We start from the raw sequence: 20,579 nt of genomic DNA, 5'->3' as shown, positions 1-20,579 counted from the left end.
CGCACCATTATGCCTAGCTAGGTGACAGTCATTCGTTGCCAACTATGTCCGTGTGTAACCGCCGCCGATTCATCGGATCAGCGGTTGCACGGGGCTCCAGGGAGGAGTCCTTTGCCTCGTACCGGGATGTTCGCGCTGGCCTGCGGGCTACTGCTCCTGCGCTGGATGCCGGCGCTCCCGCCGGGCTGGGTGCTCCTGCTTCTGCCCTTGGTCGCGCTGCCTCTGTTGTTCACTCGCTGCTATTTCGTCGGTCTGTTCCTGCTGGGTTTTGCCTGGGCTTGCCAATCCGCGCAATGGGCGCTGGATGACCGCCTGGCGCCGGCGTTGGATGGTCGCACGCTGTGGCTGGAGGGCAGGGTAGAGGGCTTGCCGGACCGCTCCGGGCCTTCGGTACGTTTTCTGTTGTCCGACGTTTCCAGTCCCCGCGCGAAGGTGCCTGCAACGCTGCGCCTGTCCTGGTTCGGCGGTCCGCCGGTGGAAGGCGGTGAGCGCTGGCGGCTGGCCGTGAAACTCAAGCGTCCCCATGGCATGGCCAATGGCGCGGGGTTCGATTACGAGGCCTGGCTCACCGCACAGCGCATCGGCGCCACCGGCAGCGTGAAGGATGGCCAGCGCCTGGAGGCTTCCAGCGGCCCGCGCGCCTGGCGCGAGGCCTGGAGGCAGCGGCTGTTGGCGGTGGATGCCCATGGCCGCTCCGGTGCACTCGCAGCTCTGGTGCTGGGCGACGCTTCCGGGCTGACCACGGCGGACTGGCAGGTTCTGCAGGACACCGGGACTCTGCACCTGATGGTCATCTCCGGCTCGCATATTTCCCTGCTGGCCGGCTTGCTCTATGCCGTCGTCGCAGGTTTGGCACGCATGGGCTACTGGCCGCCGATCGTTCCGTGGCTGCCTTGTGCCTGTCTGCTGGCCGGCGGCGGAGCCTGGGCCTACAGCCTGATGGCCGGGTTCGAGGTGCCGTTGCAGCGCGCCTGCGTCATGGTCTCCATCGCACTGCTCTGGCGTCTGCGTTATCGCCATCGCGGCTTGTGGACGCCGCTGCTGGGTGCCTTGCTGGCGGTGCTGCTGGTCGAGCCGCTGGTGGTGCTGTTACCGGGCTTCTGGCTGTCCTATGCGGCAGTGGCGCTGTTGATCTTTGGTTTCTCCGGGCGTCTCGGGCACTGGACCGCTTGGCGTACCTGGCTACGCGCGCAGTGGCTGATGGCGGTCGGGCTACTGCCCGCATCCATCGCCCTGGGCCTGCCGCTGAGTATTTCCGGGGTTGTGGCCAACCTGGTAGCGGTGCCCTGGGTGGAGTTGGTCGTCGTGCCGCTGGCCTTGCTGGGCAGCCTGGCGCTGGGAATTCCAAGGTTGGGCGAGGCGTTGCTGTGGGTGTCCGGGGGGCTGCTGGAGTTGCTGTTCTGCCTGCTGGGCTGGATGGCCGGGCTGGCGCCCGCCTGGCAGCCGGTGGCAGCGCCGAGCTGGGCGCTGGTGCTGGCGTTGCTTGGCGCGCTCCTGTTGCTGGCACCTGCGGGCGTTCCGATGCGCGTGTTGGGACTGGCGATGTTCCTGCCGGTGTTCCGGCCGACAGTCCCGTTGCCCGTGCCGGGCGTGGCCGAGATTCGCGTGCTGGACGTAGGGCAGGGATTGTCGGTGCTGATCCGCACACGCAGCCAGGCCTGGCTCTACGACACCGGGGCGCGCAACGGTGATTTCGATATCGGCGAGCGAGTAGTGGTACCGAAGCTGCGCAGCCTGGGCATCGGTCGCCTGGACATGTTGATGCTCAGCCATGCGGACAACGACCATGCCGGCGGCGCCGTAGCGGTGAAGCGCTCGTTGCGGCCGGCGCAGGTTATCAGCGGAGAGCCGGAGCGCCTGGCGGCTGAACTGCAGGCCAAGCCCTGCCAGGTGGCGGAATGGCATGTCGATGGTGTCCGGCTCTCCAGCTGGGCGTGGCAGGGGGCGAGGGAAAGCAATGACCGCTCCTGCGCGCTGGAAATAGAAGCCAACGGTGAGCGCATCCTGCTCACTGGCGATCTGCCGCAAGCCGCTGAACTGGCATGGCTGGCCGCGCATCCGGGGGAGCATATCGACTGGCTGCTGGCCGGCCACCACGGCAGCCGCAGTTCCTCCGGGCCGATATTCCTGCAGGCCATCCGGCCGACGACGGCGATCATTTCCCGCGGCGCCAACAACCCTTATGGACATCCGCATCCGTCGGTCGTCGAGCGCTTCCGCGCGCTGGGCATCCGGATTCAGGATACGGCGGAGCAGGGCGCACTGACCCTGACGCTCGGTACCCATGGCGAGGTCCGGGGAGTGCGGGAAGGCGCACATTTCTGGCAGGAAAATTGAGCCTGGGGCGGTCGGCTCGCCACGGCCCCTGTGCTAGAGTGGCGCCACTTTTTTTCAGGGGATTCACCACTGTGTGGGAACTGGTCAAAGCTGGCGGCTGGATGATGCTGCCGATCTTGCTGAGCTCCGTCGCTGCCATGGCGATCGTCGCCGAACGTCTCTGGACCCTGCGCTTGAGCCGTGTGGCCCCGCCGCAGCTGCTTGGCCAGGTGTGGAAGCAGATCAAGGACAAGAAGATGAACAGCCAGGCCCTCAAGGACCTGCGCGCGTCTTCCCCGCTGGGTGAAATCCTCGCCGCCGGCCTGGCCAACTCCAAGCACGGTCGCGAGATCATGAAGGAGTGCATCGAGGAAGCTGCCTCCCGCGTCATTCATGAGCTGGAGCGCTACCTCAATGCCCTGGGCACCATCGCCGCCATGGCGCCGCTGCTCGGCCTGCTGGGTACCGTGTTCGGCATGATCCAGATCTTCAGCGCCTTCATGGGCGACGGCATGGCCAACGCGCCGATGCTCGCCGGCGGTATCTCCAAGGCCCTGATCACCACCGCGGCCGGCCTGATCGTGGCAATCCCGGCGGTGTTCTTCCACCGTTATCTGCTGCGCCGCGTCGATGAACTGGTCATCGCCATGGAGCAGGAAGCCATCAAGCTGGTGGAAGTGACCCAGGGCGATCGCGAAGTCGACTTCGTCGAGGAAGGCAAAGCGTGAAGTTCCGCCGCAGAGCAGGCGGAGCGGCCCGCGAGGACGTCTTCATCAACCTGGCGTCGCTGATCGACGTGATCTTCGTATTGCTGCTGTTCTTCGTGGTCGCCACCTCGTTCACCAAGCCCTCGCAGCTCAAGGTGGAACTGCCTGAGGCGGTCAGCGGCACGCCGCCTGAGGCCACCGAGATCAAGCAGCTGGAAATCTCCATCAGCCTCGAAGGTCACTACGCCCTCAACGGCCAGAGCCTGGCCCGTGACGACCTGGAAAACCTGATGAGCGCCATGCAGCGCGAGTCCGCTGGCGACAACAGCCTGCCGGTGGTAATCACCGCCGACGGCAAGGTGGACTACCAGTCCGTGGTCACCGCGATGGATGCTGCCGGCAAGTTGGGCTTCACCCACCTGCGCATCACCACCATCGAGTCCCGGGCGGACAAGAAGACCCCCTGATGGCGCTCTCCGACCGCCTGCTCGACGCCTGGTACAAGGGTCACCCGGCCCTTGCCCTGCTCAGGCCGCTCGAACTGCTCTACCGGCGCGTCGCCCAAGGCCGCCGGCAGGACTTCCTCTCCGGCGCCAAGCCGGCCTACCGCGCTCCCGTACCGATCATCGTGGTCGGTAACATCACCGTGGGCGGTACCGGCAAGACGCCGATGATCCTCTGGCTGATCGAACACTGCCGCACCCGTGGACTGAAGGTCGGTGTGGTCAGCCGTGGCTACGGTGCAAAACCACCGCAGACGCCCTGGCGCGTGCGTGCGGATCAATCCGCAGCGGAGGCGGGCGACGAACCGCTGATGATCGTGCGCCGCAGCGGCGTTCCGCTGGTAATCGACCCGGACCGTTCCAGCGCCGTGCGCGCGCTGCTGGCTGAAGAGCCGCTGGACCTGATTCTCTGCGATGACGGTCTGCAGCATTACCGTCTGGACCGCGATCTGGAACTGGTGCTGATCGATGCTGCGCGCGGCCTGGGCAATGGCCGTTGTCTGCCCGCCGGGCCGCTGCGCGAGCCCGTCGAGCGCCTGCAGGACGTGGACGCCGTACTGCACAACGGCGCGCCATCCGATCCGCCGGGCGCCTTCTCCTTCGTCCTGCGACCTTCTGCCCTGGTCAACCTGGCCTGCGGCGAATGCCGCGGCGTCGAGCATTTCCCTGCCGGACAAGAGGTTCACGCCTTGGCCGGCATCGGCAACCCCCAGCGTTTCTTCAAGACGCTTGAGGCGCTAAACTGGCGGCCGATTCCGCATCCCTTCCCCGACCATGCGGCCTACACCGCTGAGCAGCTGCGCTTCACGCCGGAACTGCCGTTGGTCATGACCGAGAAGGATGCGGTGAAATGCCGGTCCTTCGCCGCGCCCGACTGGTGGTATCTCGCCGTCGAAGCGCAGCCGTCGCCGGCCTTCGTCGCCTGGTTCGACGCCCAGCTCGAGCGCCTGCTCGCCCGCTGACCCGGCGCCGCAACCCTGCGCCGCCTGCTTAATTCATGTTCAAGGAACGCACCATGGACCCGAAACTCCTCGATATCCTCGCCTGTCCGCTGTGCAAGGGCCCGCTCAAGCTCACCGACGACAAGTCCGAGCTGATCTGCAAGGCCGACGGCCTGGCCTACCCGGTACGCGACGGCATCCCGGTGATGCTCGAAGGCGAGGCGCGTACCCTGAACGTCGATGAGCGTCTGGACAAGTAATCCCATGAGCCAGGCCTACACCGTCGTCATCCCCGCCCGCTACGCCTCCACCCGTCTGCCCGGCAAGCCGCTGCAGGACATCGCCGGCAAGCCGATGATCCAGCACGTCTGGGCCCAGGCTGGCAAAAGCTCGGCCGCCCAGGTGGTGGTCGCCACCGACGATCAGCGTATCTTCGAAGCCTGCCAGGGCTTCGGCGCCCAGGTGGTGCTGACCCGCGCCGAGCACAATTCCGGTACCGACCGCCTGGCGGAAGTGGCCGATGCGCTGGGCCTGGCCGACGACGCCATCGTGGTCAACGTGCAGGGCGACGAACCGCTGGTGCCGCCGTCGATCATCGATCAGGTGGCCGCCAACCTCGCGGCGCACCCGGAGGCGGGCATCGCCACCCTGTGCGAGGAAATCCACGACCCGGCCGCGTTGTTCAACCCGAACATCGTCAAGGTGGTCAGCGACAAGAACGGCCTGGCCCTGACCTTCAGCCGTGCCACATTGCCCTGGGCGCGCGACGCCTTCGCAGTGGATCGCGAAAGCCTGCCGGCCAATGTGCCCTACCGCCGGCATATCGGCATCTACGCCTACCGCGCACGCTTCCTGCGCGATTTCGTGACCTGGGGCCCGTGCTGGCTGGAAGACACCGAGTGCCTGGAGCAGCTTCGGGCGCTCTGGCATGGCGTGCGCATCCACGTGGCTGACGCCCTGGAAGCGCCGCAAGCTGGCGTCGACACCCCGGAAGACCTGGAGCGCGTCCGGCGCATCCTGGGGGTCTGATGAAGGTCCTGTTCGTCTGCCTGGGCAACATCTGCCGCTCGCCCACCGCCGAAGGCGTGTTTCGCCACAAGGTACGCGAAGCCGGACTCGAGGATTGCATTGAGATCGACTCGGCCGGCACCGGGGACTGGCATGTCGGCAAGGCGCCGGACGCGCGCACCCGCGCCGCCGCGCTGCGCCGCGGCTATGACCTGTCGAGCCTGCGAGCGCGGCAGGTCAGCGTCGCCGATTTTTCCCGCTACGACCTGGTCCTGGCTATGGACGACGCCAACCTGCGCGATCTCAAGCGCCTGCGTGGCAGCAATGGCAAGGCGGAGCTGGACCTGTTCCTGCGCCGCTACGAGCTGGAAATCGACGAAGTCCCCGATCCGTACTACGGCGGCGAGGACGGCTTCGAGCAGGTGCTGGACCTGGTGGAAAGGGCCTGTGACGGCCTGCTGACGGAAGTGAAGGGGCGCCTGTGACGCTGCAACTGCAAGAACGCATTTCCCTCAAGCCCTACAACACCTTCGGTGTGGAGGTCGCGGCGCGCTGGTTTGCCCAGGCCCACGACGACGCCGAGGTGCGCGCGGGTATCGCTGCCGCTGTGGAAAAGGGCCTGCCGCTGATGGTCATTGGCGGTGGCAGCAACCTGCTGCTGACCCGTGACGTCGAGGCGCTGGTACTGCGCATGGCGTCCCGTGGTGTGCGTGTTGTCAGTGATGACGGCGAGCGCGTGGTAGTGGAGGCGGAAGCCGGCGAAGTGTGGGACGACGTCGTGCGCTGGACCTTGGATCAGGGCTTTGGCGGGCTGGAAAACCTCAGCCTTATCCCCGGCACCGTGGGCGCCGCGCCGATGCAGAACATTGGCGCCTATGGCGTCGAGATCAAGGATGTGTTCGCTGGTTTGACCGCGTTGGATCGCCAGAGTGGCGAGTTGTGCGAGTTCAGCCTGGAAGACTGCGCCTTCGCCTACCGCGAAAGTCGCTTCAAGCGCGAGCCCGGTCGCTGGCTGATCCTGCGTGTGCGCTTCGCCCTGAGTCGTGCGGCAAAACTGCATCTTGACTACGGCCCGGTGCGCCAGCGTCTGGCGGAGGAGGGCGTGACCGCGCCGACGGCAGCCGATGTTTCGCGGGTGATCTGCGCGATTCGTCGCGAAAAGCTCCCGGACCCGGCCGTGCTGGGCAATGCCGGCAGCTTCTTCAAGAATCCAGTGGTGTCCGCGGATCAGGCAGCGGCCCTGCGTCAGCGCTACAGCGATCTGGTGGCCTACCCGCAGGGTGACGACCAGAGCAAGCTGGCCGCTGGCTGGCTGATCGACAGGGCTGGCTGGAAAGGCTTCCGTGACGGCGCCGCCGGCGTGCATGCGCAGCAGGCGCTGGTGCTGGTCAACTACGGTGGTGCCACAGGTGCGCAGTTGCATGCCTTGGCGCAGCGTATTCGCGACGATATCCAGCAGCGCTTCGGCGTGGAGCTGGAGATGGAGCCGAATCTCTACTGAGGTCGCTGTAGTCGTGAAGAAGGGATGCCTCGGCATCCCTTTTTTGTGCCGACCGTTCAGGTTCTTCCTGTAGGAGCGAGCTTGCTCGCGAACCTCCCAGAGCTGTGGAGCCAAAATGATCGTAGGAGCGGACTCTGTCCGCGATTGGCTCCCGACGCGATGCGGACCGATCGCGGACGGAGTCCGCTCCTACGAAAACCGGCGGGCGCCGCAGTTCGAGGGCAATAAAAAAGGGGATGCCGATGCATCCCCTTTTTCAGATCAGGAAGCTATCAGTTGTGGTGCTTTTCCACCACGGAACCTTCTTCTTCCTCGGCCTTCTCGCCTTCAACCTGCTCGGCAGTCGCTTCGTGGGCTTGGGCTTCGTTCACCACTTCGGCCACAACGGTCTCGGCAGTGACATCAGCGGTCGGCTCGACCACGACTTCGGCTTCCACGGCAGCGGCCTCTTCAACCACGGCTTCGACGACCGGAGCCTGCTCCACCTGCGGAGCGGCAGCTGCAGCAGCGGCGGCTTCGCGGGCAGCGCGTTCCTGGCGACGACGCTCGCGCGGGTCGTTGGAAGCGCGGCCGGTGGCGTTTGCCGGAACGGCCGGGGCCGCTTCTTCGGTTGCAGTCGGGGCAGTAGCCGGAGCTTCCTCGGCAACTACCGGGGCTTCTTCGACCAGTTGGGCGACAGCTTCGATCACGGTTTCAGCAGCCGGAGTGGATGCTTCTTCCGCAATGGTCGGCTCGGTCGCAGCCACTTCAATGGTTTCGTTGGCAACTTCTACCGATTCTGCAGCCTGTTCGCTGGGCTTGGCCAGGAACTCGATGGTCTGCTCCAGGGCGCTTTCGGTGCGAACCGCTTCGACGATGCCGGATTCGACTTCAACAGTTTCAACCTGGGCTTGAGCAACAGGTTGCTCCTGCTCGGCGGCGGCTTCGGCAACGACTACAGCGGTAGCGGCAGCAGCAACCATGGCAGCGGGCGACGGAGTGTCGGAGCCAGCTTGCTCGGCAGTGCCTTCGGCGCTGCTTACTTCGCCTTCTGCACCTTCAGCACCATCCACGCCGGCTTCACGCTGACGCTCGCGGCGGTTGCTGCGGCGACGCTGGCCACGGGAACGGCGACGCGGACGCTCGTCATCCGAGCCTTCGTCGTCCTGTTGCTCCAGCAGCTCCTCGTTCGGCAGCTCTTCGGCTTCCAGGGCGGCAGCATCGCGGGCCTGACGGTCTTCGCGCGGCTGGCGCTCTTCACGGGGCTGGCGTTCGGCGCGCTCGCCACGCTCACCGCGGGGTTGACGCTCTTCGCGCGGCTGGCGTTCTTCACGCGGTTGACGCTCGGTGCGCTCACCACGCTCTTCGCGGGGCTGACGCTCCTCGCGCGGTTGGCGTTCGGCGCGTTCTTCACGCGGCTGGCGCTCTTCACGCGGTTGACGATCGGCGCGCTCTTCACGCGGCTGGCGTTCCTCGCGCGGTTGGCGCTCGGCACGCTCTTCACGCGGTTGGCGCTCCTCGCGAGGCTGACGCTCGGCGCGTTCTTCACGCGGCTGACGCTCTTCGCGAGCCGGACGTTCGGCTCGCTCGCCGCGTTCGTCGCGACGACCGCGCTCTTTACGCTCGTCATCACGGCGGCCACCGTCGCGACCATCACGGCGACGATTCTGCTGGCGGCCATTGCGACGCTCGCCCTGGCTTTCGCTGCGCTCGGTAGCCGGTTTGGTAGCGGCGGCAGCTGGAGCCTGCTCGGGCTTGCTGCCGGCGAACAGGCCTACCAGCGACTTCACCAGGCCCTGGAACAGGCTCGGCTCGGGCATGGGTTTGGTGGCTTCGACGACTGGAGCTTCAGCGGCGGTCTGCTGTGGGGCGGGAGTCTGCGGGGAAACGGTCTTCACCGCGGCTTCCTGGCGAACCAGGGTGCGGGTGGCGCTGACCGGCTGGATTTCCTCGTGCTCTTCCGGGGCCATCTCATAGCTGGCGTGGCCGGCAAGCAGCTCGGGGTTGTCGTCACGCAGGCGCTGCACTTCGAAGTGCGGAGTTTCCAGGTGGTCGTCCGGCAGGATGAAGATGCGCGCGCGGGTGCGCAGCTCGATCTTGGTAATGGCGTTGCGCTTCTCGTTAAGCAGGAAGGCAGCGACCTGGAACGGCACGCGCGCACGAACCTCGGCGGTGCGGTCCTTCAGGGCTTCTTCCTCGATCAGGCGCAGGATGGCCAGCGAGAGGGATTCGACGTCGCGGATGATGCCTTGGCCGTTGCAGCGCGGGCAGACGATGCCGCTGGTCTCGCCCAGGGACGGACGCAGGCGCTGACGGGACATTTCCAGCAGGCCGAAGCGCGAAATGCGGCCAACCTGGACGCGGGCGCGGTCAGCTTCCAGCGCTTCGCGGACGCGTTCTTCCACGGCGCGCTGGTTCTTCGCCGGAGTCATGTCGATGAAGTCGATGACGATCAGGCCGCCGATGTCACGCAGACGCAGCTGGCGGGCGATTTCCTCGGCCGCTTCCAGGTTGGTCTGCAGGGCGGTTTCCTCGATGTCGCCGCCTTTGGTGGCGCGCGCCGAGTTGATGTCGATGGACACCAGGGCTTCGGTCGGATCGATGACGATGGAGCCGCCCGACGGCAGCTTCACTTCGCGCTGGAAGGCGGTTTCGATCTGGCTCTCGATCTGGAAGCGGTTGAACAGCGGAACGCTGTCCTGGTACAGCTTCACCTTGCTCGCGTACTGCGGCATGACCTGCTGGATGAAGTTAAGGGCTTCTTCCTGGGCGTCGAGGCTGTCGATCAGCACTTCGCCGATGTCCTGGCGCAGGTAGTCGCGGATGGCGCGGATGATGACGTTGCTTTCCTGGTAGATCAGGAACGGACCGCTGCGCTCGCCGGAGGCTTCCTTGATGGCGCCCCACAGTTGCAGCAGGTAGTCCAGGTCCCATTGCAGCTCTTCGGAGCTGCGGCCCAGGCCCGCGGTGCGGACGATCAGGCCCATGTCGCCGGGAACGGTCAGGCCGTTCAGGGCTTCACGCAGTTCGTTGCGCTCTTCACCCTCGATGCGGCGGGAGATGCCACCGGCGCGCGGGTTGTTGGGCATGAGCACCAGGTAACGGCCGGCGAGGCTGATGAAGGTGGTCAGGGCGGCGCCCTTGTTGCCACGTTCTTCTTTCTCGACCTGGACGATGACTTCCTGGCCTTCGCTCAGGACGTCCTTGATGTTGATGCGGCCTTCAGGATTCTTCTTGAAGTATTCGCGGGAGATTTCTTTGAGGGGGAGGAAGCCGTGGCGTTCGGCGCCGAAGTCGACGAAAGCGGCTTCGAGGCTCGGCTCGATGCGGGTGATGCGGCCTTTGTAGATGTTGGCCTTCTTCTGTTCGCGCGCGCCGGACTCGATGTCCAGGTCGAACAGGCGTTGGCCGTCTACCAGCGCTACACGCAACTCTTCGGGTTGAGTCGCGTTGATCAGCATTCTTTTCATGTAGTACCAATGGTTTCCGGGGCCACCGGAAACGGCGATCGGCACACACGACTCTCACGGTCGGTGCTAAGGCACGTACTCAGGAATGGCGGACCATTCCCGTGTCCAGCGGCAGCAGGAGAAATCTGCTGTGCCGCGACTACGTTTCCTGCTTGTCGAGTAAGAACAAGCACTCATCAGGAGGAGGAATTAGCTGTCAGATGCGGACGATAAGTGCGTCTACGTTCAAGGCATGCGTTCAAGGCATGAACGCAACGCAATCCGACAGTTGTGCATCTCCGCCCTGCACATTTCCTTAAGAGCCGGGTGCCACTCGCTGAATCCGGGAGCGGGGTTGGCTTTTATCACGGCTACCTTGGTGGCCGTGGTCATGTCTCAAGGCCTGGGTTTCGAGGCGCTGTCGGCGGGAGAATCGCTCGAGCCGTTGCAACGCTTCAGGGGACTGCCTGGTGTCCTTTTAATGTGTTTGCAGGCGGTTGGGGATGGCGATTACGCGATCATCCGCAGGCCTGGCCACTTTTGGCGGCCTCCCGAATATAGCAGCAATGATTAAGTGCTTCAATTGAATGAAAAATTGTTATTATATCCGGATGACGAATCCCGCCCCTCCGACTTCCGGCGTTCAGCTGCTTGAAGTCGCGCCGGAGTATGCCGGCCAACGAATCGACAACTTCCTTCGCACCCAGCTCAAGGGCGTACCCAAGACCCTGATCTACCGCATCCTTCGCAAGGGTGAGGTGCGGGTCAACAAGGGACGCATCAAGCCTGAGTACAAGCTGCAGGCTGGCGACGTGATACGCGTTCCGCCTCTGCGCCTGGCTGAGCGCGACGAGCCGGTGCCGCTGGCCCAGGGCCTGCTGGAGCGCCTGGAGGCAGCCATTGTCTTCGAAGACAAGGCGCTGATCGTGGTGAACAAGCCCACCGGCATCGCCGTGCACGGCGGCAGCGGCCTGAACTACGGGGTCATCGAGGCCTTCCGTCAGCTGCGCCCGGAGTGCAAGGACCTGGAGTTGGTCCACCGCCTGGATCGCGATACCTCCGGCCTGCTGATGATCGCCAAGAAGCGCAGCATGCTGCGCCATCTGCACGACGCTCTGCGCGGCGAGCGCATCGTCGACAAGCGTTACCACGCTCTGGTGCGCGGTAACTGGCCGGCGGCGAAGAGGCAGATTGCCGTGCCATTGCTGAAGAACAACCTGCGTTCCGGCGAGCGCGTGGTGGAAGTGAATCCCGAAGGCAAGGAGGCGCTGACCGAGTTCAAGGTGCTGCGCCGCTTTGGTGATTTCGCCACCCTGGTGGAGGCGCGCCCGATCACCGGTCGTACCCATCAGATCCGTGTTCATGCCAAGCACGCCGGTCATTCCATTGCGGGCGATCCCAAATACGGCGACGAAGATTTCTCCCGCGAGATCCGCGAGTTGGGTGGCAAGCGCCTGTTCCTGCATTCCGCGTTCCTGCGCGTACCGATGCCGGATGGCTCGGTGCTGGAACTGGAGGCGCCGGTGGACGAGGTCTGGCAGCGCACGGTGGAGCGCCTGGATGCGTGAGTATTCCCTGCTGATCTTCGACTGGGATGGCACGTTGGTGGATTCCATCGGTCGTATCGTCGAGGCGATGCGGGTCGCGGCAGTCGGCTCCGGCCTTCCTGAGCGCAGCGAAGCGGCCATCAAGGGCATCATTGGGCTGGGCCTGCCGGAAGCCATTCAGACGCTGTATCCGGAAGTGGAAGAGGGCGAGCCGCTGGAACGCTTTCGTCTTGACTACGGCAGTCACTACCTGAGCCTGGAAGTGCAGCCTTCGCCTTTGTTCCCGGGTGTTGCCGAGGCGATGGCGGAGTTTCGTGGTGCGGGCTATCAGTTGGCGGTCGCCACCGGCAAGAATCGCCGCGGGCTGGATCGCGTGCTGGCGGGGCAGGGCTGGACCGATTTCTTCGATATCACCCGCGCCGCCGACGAGTCGGCGAGCAAGCCGGATCCGCGCATGCTGCACGAGATTCTCGAGCATTGCCGGGTCGATGCTCGCGATGCGCTGATGGTGGGTGATTCGCCATTCGATCTGGAAATGGCGCGCCGCGCTGGCATGGATTCGGTGGCAGTGGGCTATGGTGCTCAGTCGCTGGAGATCCTTCGGGAGTATGCTCCGGCGCTGGAAGTGAATCATTTCAATGAATTGCGCGCCTGGCTTGCCGGGCGTTCGGTCAAACCAGTGCTCGAGGTAGGCAACTGATGTCGGATGAATGGAAGGCGGACGATAGCAAGGCTGCGCAAACCACGGCAGGTGACGACAAGAGCTGGAAGTTGCTGGAGAAGGCCGTTCTGGCGGGTGTCCAGGAGCAGCGTCGGTCGCGTCGCTGGGGTATTTTCTTCAAGTTGCTGACTTTCGTGTATCTGTTCGGTGCGCTGGCGTTGTTCAGTCCGTTCAGTGGCCTGTCCAAGTCTGCGTCGCGCAGCGCCAGTCACACGGCGCTGATCGAAGTGAAAGGCATGATTGCCGACAATGAGCCGGCCAGCGCTGACAACATCGTTGGTGCGCTACGTTCGGCGTTCGAGGATGCTGGCACCAAGGGTATCGTCCTGCGCATCAATAGTCCGGGCGGCAGTCCGGTGCAATCCGGCTATGTCTACGATGAGATCAAGCGTCTGCGAGGTGAGCACCCGGATATCAAGGTCTACGCGGTCATCAGTGATCTGGGGGCTTCCGGCGCCTATTACATCGCCAGCGCTGCCGACGAGATTTACGCGGACAAGGCCAGTCTGGTGGGTTCCATCGGTGTGACGGCAGCGACGTTCGGCTTCGTCGGCACCATGGAAAAGCTGGGTGTGGATCGCCGCATCTATACCTCGGGCGAGCACAAGGCCTTCCTTGATCCGTTCCAGCCGCCGAAAGCGGATGAAACCGCCTTCTGGCAGCAGGTGCTGGATACCACGCACAAGCAGTTCATCGATGTGGTGAAAAAAGGCCGTGGCGACCGCCTGAAGGACAAGGATCATCCGGAGCTGTTCTCTGGCTTGATCTGGTCCGGCGAGCAGGCGTTGCAGTTGGGTTTGATTGATGGCCTGGGCAGCACCAGTTATGTGGCGCGCGAGATCATCAAGGAGAAGGAAGTGGTGGACTACACCGTGCAGGAAACTGCCTTCGACCGCTTCACCAAAAAGCTGGGTGCGAGTGTCGCCGAGCGTTTGGCGTTGTGGATGGGTTTTCAGGGGCCGGCTCTGCGCTGAAGTCCTTCCTTATATAAGGAAAGGCCCGGCGATCGCCGGGCCTTTGCGTTTCCGGCGTTGCGGGGCGGCTTTCTGTTTCAGGCTTTAATTTCAGGGCACTGGCACCTGCTCGGCGAGCAGCATGTCCACCAGGCGGATCAGCGGTAGGCCGACCAGGCTGGTGGCGTCTTCGCCCTCGGTGGAGCGGAAGAGGCTGACGCCCAGGCCCTCGGCCTTGAAGCTGCCGGCGCAGTCGAAGGGTTGTTCGGTCTCCAGGTAGCGGCGAATGCGTGCTTCGTCGAGATCGCGGAAGTGCACGGTAAACGGCACGCAATCCACTTGGGCTTCGCCGCTCTGGCTGTTCAGCAGGCAGAGCCCGGTGAGGAAGCTGATGCTCTTGCCGCTGGCACTCTTCAGTTGTTCGGTCGCGCGCTCGAGATTGTGCGGTTTGCCGAGAATCCGACCTCCATTCACCGCGGCCTGGTCCGAACCGATGATCAAATGGGCGGGGTAGCGCTGGGTCAGGGCGCGAGCTTTGCTTTCCGCCAGTCGGCGCACCAGCTCTTCGGCGCTCTCGTCGGGCAGCGGGGTTTCGTCGATGTCGGGGCTGGCGCATTCGAACGGCAGGCGTAGGCGTTGCAATAATTCACGGCGGTAGGGCGAGCTGGAAGCAAGGATCAGAGGTAGCATGGAGAATTCCTTTGGCGCGTCACGGCGATTCTAGCGAAAAGGGCTGTCCATACAGCGGTTTATGGCTAATTTCCTTTGACAGCTTCGGGTGCATCCCTATAATGGCGCGCTTATGTTGAATGGACCGATACCACCTCACGTTGATCCGCGCAAATTGGTAGAGCGCGCCGCCACCCTCGAGGGTGTGTTGCCGATCGCCAAGATGGCACGTCTCAGCGAGCAACTGACCAGCAGTGATGGCGATGTTCACGCGAAGTTTTCCTTCTTCCGTGATCAGCAGAAGCTGGCGGTCATGCACGTCGAGCTCAATGGCGAGGTGAGCATGGTATGCCAGCGCTGTCTCGAGCCGGCCAAATTCCATGTGGGTGGTGAGTACGATTACGTCATCATCCCGGAAGGCAAGTCGATCGATGATCTGCCCAGTGGCTACGATGCGCTGGAGGTGGGGGATGACCCCATCGACCTGACCTCGCTGGCTGAGGACGAGTTGCTGCTCGCCTTGCCCATCGTGCCGGTCCATGATCCTGAGGATTGCCAGCAGCCGGTGGGATACGCTACAGCGCCCGAACCGAGCGAGAACGTCGAAGAGCGGCCCAATCCGTTCAGCGTACTGGCGCAGTTGAAGCGTGACCCAAACGTTTAGGAGTTAATCAATCATGGCTGTTCAGCAGAACAAAAAATCCCGTTCCGCTCGTGACATGCGTCGTTCGCACGATGCCCTGGACGCGAACGCTCTGTCCGTGGAAAAGAGCACTGGTGAAGTTCACCTGCGCCACCACGTCTCCCCGGACGGTTTCTATCGCGGCCGCAAGGTCGTAGACAAAGGCTCTGACGAGTAATCTTTGTCCGCACCAATCATCGCGATTGATGCAATGGGTGGGGACTACGGTCCCCACTGCATTGTTCCGGCCTGTATTTCCTTTCTGGCCGAATATGCCTCCCTCCAGCTGGTCCTCGTCGGCCAGGCTCCTCTGATAGAAGAACACCTGCGCAGCCTTTCTCCGGCCGAGCGTCAGCGTCTTCATGTTCATCACGCCAGCGAAATCGTCACGATGGACGAGCGTCCGTCCCAGGCGTTGCGTGGCAAGCCCGACTCCTCGATGCGTGTTGCCCTTGAGCTGGTTCGAGACGGCAAGGCCCATGCCTGCGTCAGTGCCGGTAATACCGGTGCGCTGATGGCGCTGTCCCGCTATCTGCTCAAGACGCTGCCTGGCATCGATCGACCGGCCATGGTCACTGCCGTGCCGACGCAGAATGGTCACTGCCATCTGCTGGATCTGGGTGCCAATGTCGACTGCAGTGCCGAGCACCTCTACCAGTTCGCCGTCATGGGCGCCGTGGCGGCGGAAGCGTTGGGCAAGAGTAATCCCAGGGTCGCGCTGCTCAATGTCGGTACCGAAGACATCAAGGGCAACCAGCAGGTGAAGCTCGCGGCCAGCCTCCTGCAGCAGGCGCGCGGCGTGAACTATATCGGCTACATCGAGGGCGACGGCCTGTATCGGGGGCTGGCCGATGTGGTGGTCTGCGACGGTTTCGTCGGCAACATCCTGCTCAAGTCCAGCGAAGGTCTCGCGGCCATGGTGGCGGCGCGTCTGGAGGAGCTGTTCAATTCCAGCCTGCCGGCCAAGGCGGTCGGGCTGATGGCTATGCCTTTCCTGCGTCGCCTGCGCGGCGAACTCACGCCGTCGCAGCACAATGGCGCGAGTTTCCTCGGTTTGCAGGGCATCGTGGTGAAGAGCCACGGCAGTGCGAAAGAGGAGGGCATCCAGAGCGCCTTGCGTCGCGCGCTGCTGGAAGTTCGCGAGAATCTGCCCCAGCGGCTGCATGGCCGTCTGGAACATCTGCTCTAATGTGTGACCGCAGTCGTCAGACCGTCATCCAACTGTCAGTTCAATGCGCCAGGCTCTCGCCGGCGTTATCCATTTGACGACACAGACAAAAGGGACCTGTTGCAATGTCCGCATCCCTCGCCTTCGTATTCCCCGGCCAAGGTTCGCAGTCGCTCGGCATGCTCGCCGAGCTGGGTGCTCAACATGCCATCGTGCGCGATACCTTCGCCGAAGCTTCCGCCGCCCTGGGTTATGACCTCTGGGCCCTGGTACAGGAAGGTCCGGAAGAGCGCCTGAATCAGACCGACAAAACCCAGCCCGCCATCCTCACTGCCTCCATCGCCCTGTGGCGCCTGTGGCAGCCCGAAGGTGGTGTGCAACCGGCTTATGTCGCCGGCCACAGCCTGGGTGAGTACTCCGCACTGGTCGCCGCTGGCAGCCTGGCTTTCGCCGATGCAGTGAAGCTGGTCGAGCGCCGTGGCCAACTGATGCAGGAAGCTGTGCCGGCCGGTACCGGTGGCATGGCTGCCATTCTCGGTCTGGAAGACGCCGACGTGCTCGCCGCCTGCGCCGAAGCCGCTCAGGGCGAAGTGGTCAGCGCCGTGAACTTCAACGCCCCCGGCCAGGTGGTAATTGCGGGTGCGGCGAAGGCCGTAGAGCGCGCCATCGAAGGTTGCAAGGCCCGTGGCGCTAAGCGTGCCGTGGCTCTGCCGGTCAGCGTGCCGTCGCACTGCGAACTGATGCGTCCGGCCGCTGAGCGTTTCGCTGAAGCTGTGGAAGCGGTGCAGTGGCAGATGCCGCAGATCGCTCTGGTGCAGAACGTCAGCGCCCAGGTTCCGGCCGATCTGGTTGCCCTCAAGCGCGACCTGTTGGCGCAGTTGTATAGCCCGGTCCGCTGGGTCGAGACCGTGCAGTTGCTGGCCGAGAAAGGCGTCACTGACCTGGTCGAATGCGGTCCGGGCAAGGTGCTGGCTGGTTTGAACAAGCGTTGCGCCAAGGGCGTGACCACCCACAACCTGGATTCCGCGGACGCCTTCGGTGCGGCTCGCGCGGCTCTGGCTTGAACAGGAGATAAGGCATGAGTCTGCAAGGTAAGGTTGCTCTGGTTACCGGCGCGAGCCGTGGTATTGGCCAGGCCATCGCACTGGAGCTGGGGCGCATGGGGGCCACCGTGATCGGCACCGCCACCAGCGAATCCGGCGCTCAGAAGATTTCCGAATACCTCAAGGATAACGGTATCCAGGGTTCGGGAATGGTTCTGGACGTGTCCAACGATGAGTCTGTGACGGCCGTTGTCGAAGCCATCCAGAAAGAGTCCGGCGCACCGGCTATCGTCGTCAATAACGCAGGCATCACCCGCGATAACCTGCTGATGCGCATGAAAGACGATGAATGGTTTGATGTGGTCAACACCAACCTCAACAGCCTCTACCGTCTGTCGAAAGCTGTGCTGCGCGGCATGACCAAGGCACGCTGGGGTCGCATTATCAATATCGGCTCCGTTGTCGGTGCCATGGGCAATGCCGGGCAGACCAACTACGCGGCGGCCAAGGCTGGCCTGGAAGGCTTCACCCGCGCCCTGGCGCGCGAAGTCGGTTCCCGTGCTATCACTGTCAACGCGGTTGCTCCGGGCTTCATCGACACCGACATGACTCGCGAACTGCCCGAAGCCCAGCGTGAAGCGCTGCTCGGGCAGATTCCGCTGGGTCGACTGGGACAAGCCGAAGAGATCGCCAAAGTGGTAGCATTCCTCGCTTCCGAGGGCGCAGCTTATGTAACGGGTGCCACGGTACCGGTGAATGGCGGAATGTACATGAGCTGATGTGACGAGTTCCTTACTGGCGATGTCATATGCGCTGTCTAAAAATCTCCAGGCGTTTTTACGCTGGAATAGACAGAGCATCTGGATTGCCGGGAAGGGGGCGTCAGCGTTCAGCTTGAAATGCAGAAAACCCTTTCTATACACTTACCCGCAGCCCAGCTGTACGGATTGTCCATAGGAGTGAAAACAAGGTATGAGCACCATCGAAGAACGCGTCAAGAAGATCGTTGCTGAGCAACTCGGCGTTAAGGAAGAAGAAGTCACCAACAGCGCTTCCTTCGTTGAAGACCTGGGCGCCGACTCCCTTGACACCGTTGAGCTGGTGATGGCTCTGGAAGAGGAATTCGAGACCGAAATCCCCGACGAGCAAGCCGAAAAGATCACCACCGTTCAGGAAGCCATCGACTACATCGTTGCCCACCAGGCATAAGACGTAGTCGTCGGTTCCCCGACGAAAGAAGCCGCACGGCCTGCAAAGGCGTGCGGCTTTTCTTTAACGCCGGCATCAGCCGGCGTTATTGCCGTGAAACACATGAGAGGAAGTCACAGTGTCGCGTAGACGCGTAGTCATCACTGGCATGGGTATGTTGTCGCCCCTGGGTGTGGATGTGCCGAGCAGTTGGGAAGGCATTCTCGCCGGGCGCAGCGGTATCGCCCCGATCGAACACATGGATCTGTCCGCCTTTGCCACCCGTTTCGGCGGCTCGGTGAAAGGGTTCGACGTCGAGCAATACATGTCCGCCAAGGAAGCTCGCAAACTCGACCTGTTCATCCAGTACGGCCTGGCTGCCAGCTACCAGGCGGTGCGCGACTCTGGTCTGGAAGTCACCGACGCCAACCGGGAGCGCATCGGCGTTGCCATCGGTTCGGGCATCGGCGGTCTGACCAACATCGAAAACACCTGTCGTTCGCTGTTCGAGCAGGGCCCGCGGCGCATTTCGCCGTTCTTCGTGCCCGGCTCGGTCATCAACATGGTCTCCGGATTCCTGTCGATCAACCTCGGTCTGCAGGGCCCCAATTACGCCATCACCACCGCCTGCACCACCGGCACCCACAATATCGGCATGGCCGCACGCAACATTGCCTACGGCGACGCTGACGTGATGGTGGCCGGCGGCTCCGAAATGGCAGCCTGTGGCCTTGGCCTGGGTGGCTTTGGCGCTGCGCGCGCGCTGTCCACCCGCAACGACGAGCCGACCAAGGCGAGCCGTCCGTGGGACCAGGATCGCGACGGCTTCGTGCTCTCCGACGGCGCTGGTGCGCTGGTGCTTGAGGAGCTGGAGCACGCCAAGGCCCGTGGGGCGCGTATCTATGCTGAAGTCGTCGGCTTCGGCATGAGTGGCGACGCCTTCCACATGACCGCTCCGCCGGAAGATGGCGCCGGTGCCGCGCGCTGCATGAAGGCCGCGCTGCGTGACGCGGGGCTGAATCCCGAGCAGGTCGACTACATCAACGCCCACGGTACTTCGACGCCGGCCGGCGATATCGCGGAGATTTCCGCGGTGAAATCGATCTTCGGCGAGCATGCCTACAAGCTGTCGATGAGCTCCACCAAGTCCATGACTGGCCACCTGCTGGGCGCTGCCGGTGCAGTCGAGGCGATCTTCTGCGTACTCGCCCTGCGTGATCAGGTCGCGCCGCCGACCATCAACCTGGACAACCCCAGCGAAGGCTGCGACCTCGACCTGGTCGCGCATCAGGCCAAGGAGCGTCCGATCGACGTTGCCCTGTCCAACTCCTTCGGTTTCGGTGGCACCAACGGCTCCCTGGTGTTCCGCCGGTTCCATGGCTGATGCTGAGCTGGATCGACGGCCACAACGCCGAAGTCCTGTCCGCGCGTGATCGCGGGCTGGCCTACGGCGACGGGCTGTTCGAGACCATCCGCGTGTCCGCGGGCCGTCCGCGTCTGCTGGCACGCCATCGGGCGAGGCTGGAGGAGGGCGTTCGCCGCCTTTCCCTGCCGGTCTCCCTTGATCTCGTCGAAGATGAACTCCTGCGCTTCTCCGTCCTGCTCGGCGATGGTGTCGTCAAGCTGATGCTGACCCGTGGCGAAGGAGCGCGCGGTTATGCGCCGCCGGCTGATGCACAGGTGCGCCGCCTGTTGCTGGCCTCGCCTGCACCGGCCTACCCGACGAAGAACAGCGAGGAGGGCGTCACACTCTTCCCTTGCATCACACGCCTGGCCGAGCAACCGCTGCTCGCCGGTCTCAAACACCTCAATCGCCTGGAGCAGGTCCTGGCTCGTGGCGAGTGGAGCGATCCGGCCTTCGCAGAAGGTTTGATGCGCGATGTTTCCGGGCGCATCGTCGAAGGCGTGTTCAGCAACCTGTTCCTGGTGAAGCAGGGTGCGCTGATTACCGCCGACCTTAGCCGCTGCGGTGTTGCCGGCGTCATGCGCGCCGAGATCATCGAGCGCGCCCGCGACCTGGGTGTGCCGGTCATCATTCGCGATATCGAGCACAGCGAACTGGCGCGGGCCGATGAGGTCTTTCTCTGCAACAGTCTCTACGGTATCTGGCCGGTGCGTGGCGTGGCCGAGTTCGCTTGGCCGGTCGGGCTGCTGACCCGTAAACTGCAGGGCCAACTCCGCGAACTTCTGGATTTCTGATACGT

21 protein-coding genes are annotated in these 20,579 nt (G+C 63.8%); 19 read left to right on the top strand and 2 right to left on the bottom strand.

All coding sequences use genetic code 11. The features are described from left to right. The first annotated feature begins 126 nt into the window (after positions 1-126). The 8 genes from ACNFH5_RS07360 (at position 127) to murB (ending at position 6,976) form a co-directional block, all read left to right on the top strand. Positions 127-2,337, top strand: a complete 2,211-nt coding sequence (locus ACNFH5_RS07360) for a DNA internalization-related competence protein ComEC/Rec2 (RefSeq protein WP_416745624.1) — start codon at positions 127-129, stop codon at positions 2,335-2,337. A gap of 71 nt (positions 2,338-2,408) precedes the next feature. Continuing rightward, on the top strand, positions 2,409-3,044 hold the full coding sequence (locus tag ACNFH5_RS07355) for a MotA/TolQ/ExbB proton channel family protein (protein WP_017519262.1): 636 nt from the start codon (positions 2,409-2,411) through the stop codon (positions 3,042-3,044). Further along, positions 3,041-3,490, top strand: a complete 450-nt coding sequence (locus ACNFH5_RS07350) for an ExbD/TolR family protein (protein WP_138214927.1) — start codon at positions 3,041-3,043, stop codon at positions 3,488-3,490. Before ACNFH5_RS07355 ends, ACNFH5_RS07350 begins: the two co-directional genes overlap by 4 nt. Next, positions 3,490-4,488, top strand: a complete 999-nt coding sequence (lpxK, locus tag ACNFH5_RS07345; RefSeq protein ID WP_416744997.1) for a tetraacyldisaccharide 4'-kinase — start codon at positions 3,490-3,492, stop codon at positions 4,486-4,488. The genes ACNFH5_RS07350 and lpxK overlap by 1 nt, the downstream gene beginning before the upstream one ends. 53 nt (positions 4,489-4,541) lie before the next feature. Beyond that, positions 4,542-4,727, top strand: a complete 186-nt coding sequence (locus ACNFH5_RS07340) for a Trm112 family protein (protein WP_009621404.1) — start codon at positions 4,542-4,544, stop codon at positions 4,725-4,727. 4 nt (positions 4,728-4,731) lie between these two features. Next, complete coding sequence (gene kdsB, locus ACNFH5_RS07335) at positions 4,732-5,496, top strand: 3-deoxy-manno-octulosonate cytidylyltransferase (RefSeq protein ID WP_416744996.1); 765 nt, start codon at positions 4,732-4,734, stop codon at positions 5,494-5,496. Further along, positions 5,496-5,960: a low molecular weight protein-tyrosine-phosphatase gene (locus ACNFH5_RS07330; protein WP_416744995.1), complete on the top strand. Its 465-nt coding sequence runs from the start codon at positions 5,496-5,498 to the stop codon at positions 5,958-5,960. Before kdsB ends, ACNFH5_RS07330 begins: the two co-directional genes overlap by 1 nt. Further along, entirely contained in the window at positions 5,957-6,976 is a 1,020-nt protein-coding gene (gene murB / locus ACNFH5_RS07325) for a UDP-N-acetylmuramate dehydrogenase (protein ID WP_416744994.1), read from the top strand. The genes ACNFH5_RS07330 and murB overlap by 4 nt, the downstream gene beginning before the upstream one ends. 272 nt (positions 6,977-7,248) lie before the next feature. Here murB and rne read toward each other — a convergent pair whose 3' ends face one another. Further along, positions 7,249-10,425, bottom strand: coding sequence for a ribonuclease E (rne, locus tag ACNFH5_RS07320; RefSeq protein WP_416744993.1), 3,177 nt, complete (start codon positions 10,423-10,425; stop codon positions 7,249-7,251). A gap of 590 nt (positions 10,426-11,015) precedes the next feature. Between rne and rluC the strand changes: the two genes are divergently transcribed. Genes rluC through sppA form a run of 3 tightly spaced genes read left to right on the top strand, consistent with a single transcriptional unit; the run spans position 11,016 to position 13,646 of the window. Next, a complete protein-coding gene (gene rluC / locus ACNFH5_RS07315; RefSeq protein ID WP_416744992.1) occupies positions 11,016-11,972 on the top strand; it encodes a 23S rRNA pseudouridine(955/2504/2580) synthase RluC in 957 nt (318 codons plus the stop codon). Next, positions 11,965-12,651, top strand: coding sequence for an HAD-IIIA family hydrolase (locus ACNFH5_RS07310; RefSeq protein WP_416744991.1), 687 nt, complete (start codon positions 11,965-11,967; stop codon positions 12,649-12,651). Before rluC ends, ACNFH5_RS07310 begins: the two co-directional genes overlap by 8 nt. Continuing rightward, the gene (gene sppA / locus ACNFH5_RS07305; protein WP_416744990.1) at positions 12,651-13,646 is read left to right on the top strand and encodes a signal peptide peptidase SppA; all 996 of its coding nucleotides are present in this window, start codon (positions 12,651-12,653) and stop codon (positions 13,644-13,646) included. The genes ACNFH5_RS07310 and sppA overlap by 1 nt, the downstream gene beginning before the upstream one ends. A gap of 90 nt (positions 13,647-13,736) precedes the next feature. On the opposite strand, the gene ACNFH5_RS07300 is transcribed toward sppA, so the two are convergent. Next, positions 13,737-14,315 (bottom strand): Maf family protein, encoded by a 579-nt coding sequence (locus ACNFH5_RS07300; protein ID WP_416744989.1) that lies wholly within the window; start codon positions 14,313-14,315, stop codon positions 13,737-13,739. 112 nt (positions 14,316-14,427) lie between these two features. Between ACNFH5_RS07300 and ACNFH5_RS07295 the strand changes: the two genes are divergently transcribed. The 8 genes from ACNFH5_RS07295 to pabC all read left to right on the top strand — a co-directional run bounded on the left by ACNFH5_RS07295 (position 14,428) and on the right by pabC (position 20,574). After that, a complete protein-coding gene (locus ACNFH5_RS07295) occupies positions 14,428-14,958 on the top strand; it encodes a YceD family protein (RefSeq protein WP_045211618.1) in 531 nt (176 codons plus the stop codon). A 13-nt stretch (positions 14,959-14,971) separates the two neighbouring features. Continuing rightward, complete coding sequence (gene rpmF / locus ACNFH5_RS07290; RefSeq protein ID WP_009621425.1) at positions 14,972-15,154, top strand: 50S ribosomal protein L32; 183 nt, start codon at positions 14,972-14,974, stop codon at positions 15,152-15,154. Between the two features lie 3 nt (positions 15,155-15,157). Then, positions 15,158-16,165, top strand: coding sequence for a phosphate acyltransferase PlsX (plsX, locus tag ACNFH5_RS07285; protein ID WP_416744988.1), 1,008 nt, complete (start codon positions 15,158-15,160; stop codon positions 16,163-16,165). A gap of 104 nt (positions 16,166-16,269) precedes the next feature. Next, entirely contained in the window at positions 16,270-17,208 is a 939-nt protein-coding gene (gene fabD, locus ACNFH5_RS07280) for an ACP S-malonyltransferase (protein ID WP_416744987.1), read from the top strand. Positions 17,209-17,222: 14 nt separating this feature from the next. Then, positions 17,223-17,966, top strand: coding sequence for a 3-oxoacyl-ACP reductase FabG (gene fabG / locus ACNFH5_RS07275; protein WP_416744986.1), 744 nt, complete (start codon positions 17,223-17,225; stop codon positions 17,964-17,966). A 193-nt stretch (positions 17,967-18,159) separates the two neighbouring features. After that, entirely contained in the window at positions 18,160-18,396 is a 237-nt protein-coding gene (acpP, locus tag ACNFH5_RS07270; RefSeq protein WP_015477931.1) for an acyl carrier protein, read from the top strand. A 118-nt stretch (positions 18,397-18,514) separates the two neighbouring features. After that, positions 18,515-19,759, top strand: coding sequence for a beta-ketoacyl-ACP synthase II (gene fabF / locus ACNFH5_RS07265; protein ID WP_416744985.1), 1,245 nt, complete (start codon positions 18,515-18,517; stop codon positions 19,757-19,759). Beyond that, on the top strand, positions 19,759-20,574 hold the full coding sequence (pabC, locus tag ACNFH5_RS07260; protein WP_416744984.1) for an aminodeoxychorismate lyase: 816 nt from the start codon (positions 19,759-19,761) through the stop codon (positions 20,572-20,574). Before fabF ends, pabC begins: the two co-directional genes overlap by 1 nt. The last annotated feature ends 5 nt before the right edge of the window (positions 20,575-20,579 follow it).

This window comes from Pseudomonas sp. NY15435, from assembly GCF_048068295.1.
Taxonomy (GTDB): Bacteria; Pseudomonadota; Gammaproteobacteria; order Pseudomonadales; family Pseudomonadaceae; genus Pseudomonas.
This window is presented reverse-complemented; position numbering and strand designations above follow the sequence as displayed.

Excerpts from the sequence above, each read along its gene's own strand:
- ACNFH5_RS07360 (WP_416745624.1), top strand. The coding sequence starts at position 127 with ATGTTCGCGCTGGCCTGCGGGCTACTGCTCCTGCGCTGGATGCCGGCG.
- lpxK (WP_416744997.1), top strand. The coding sequence starts at position 3,490 with ATGGCGCTCTCCGACCGCCTGCTCGACGCCTGGTACAAGGGTCACCCG.
- ACNFH5_RS07340 (WP_009621404.1), top strand. The coding sequence starts at position 4,542 with ATGGACCCGAAACTCCTCGATATCCTCGCCTGTCCGCTGTGCAAGGGC.
- kdsB (WP_416744996.1), top strand. The coding sequence starts at position 4,732 with ATGAGCCAGGCCTACACCGTCGTCATCCCCGCCCGCTACGCCTCCACC.
- ACNFH5_RS07330 (WP_416744995.1), top strand. The coding sequence starts at position 5,496 with ATGAAGGTCCTGTTCGTCTGCCTGGGCAACATCTGCCGCTCGCCCACC.
- rne (WP_416744993.1), bottom strand. The coding sequence starts at position 10,425 with ATGAAAAGAATGCTGATCAACGCGACTCAACCCGAAGAGTTGCGTGTA.
- rluC (WP_416744992.1), top strand. The coding sequence starts at position 11,016 with ATGACGAATCCCGCCCCTCCGACTTCCGGCGTTCAGCTGCTTGAAGTC.
- ACNFH5_RS07310 (WP_416744991.1), top strand. The coding sequence starts at position 11,965 with ATGCGTGAGTATTCCCTGCTGATCTTCGACTGGGATGGCACGTTGGTG.
- sppA (WP_416744990.1), top strand. The coding sequence starts at position 12,651 with ATGTCGGATGAATGGAAGGCGGACGATAGCAAGGCTGCGCAAACCACG.
- ACNFH5_RS07300 (WP_416744989.1), bottom strand. The coding sequence starts at position 14,315 with ATGCTACCTCTGATCCTTGCTTCCAGCTCGCCCTACCGCCGTGAATTA.
- ACNFH5_RS07295 (WP_045211618.1), top strand. The coding sequence starts at position 14,428 with ATGTTGAATGGACCGATACCACCTCACGTTGATCCGCGCAAATTGGTA.
- rpmF (WP_009621425.1), top strand. The coding sequence starts at position 14,972 with ATGGCTGTTCAGCAGAACAAAAAATCCCGTTCCGCTCGTGACATGCGT.
- fabD (WP_416744987.1), top strand. The coding sequence starts at position 16,270 with ATGTCCGCATCCCTCGCCTTCGTATTCCCCGGCCAAGGTTCGCAGTCG.
- fabG (WP_416744986.1), top strand. The coding sequence starts at position 17,223 with ATGAGTCTGCAAGGTAAGGTTGCTCTGGTTACCGGCGCGAGCCGTGGT.
- acpP (WP_015477931.1), top strand. The coding sequence starts at position 18,160 with ATGAGCACCATCGAAGAACGCGTCAAGAAGATCGTTGCTGAGCAACTC.
- pabC (WP_416744984.1), top strand. The coding sequence starts at position 19,759 with ATGCTGAGCTGGATCGACGGCCACAACGCCGAAGTCCTGTCCGCGCGT.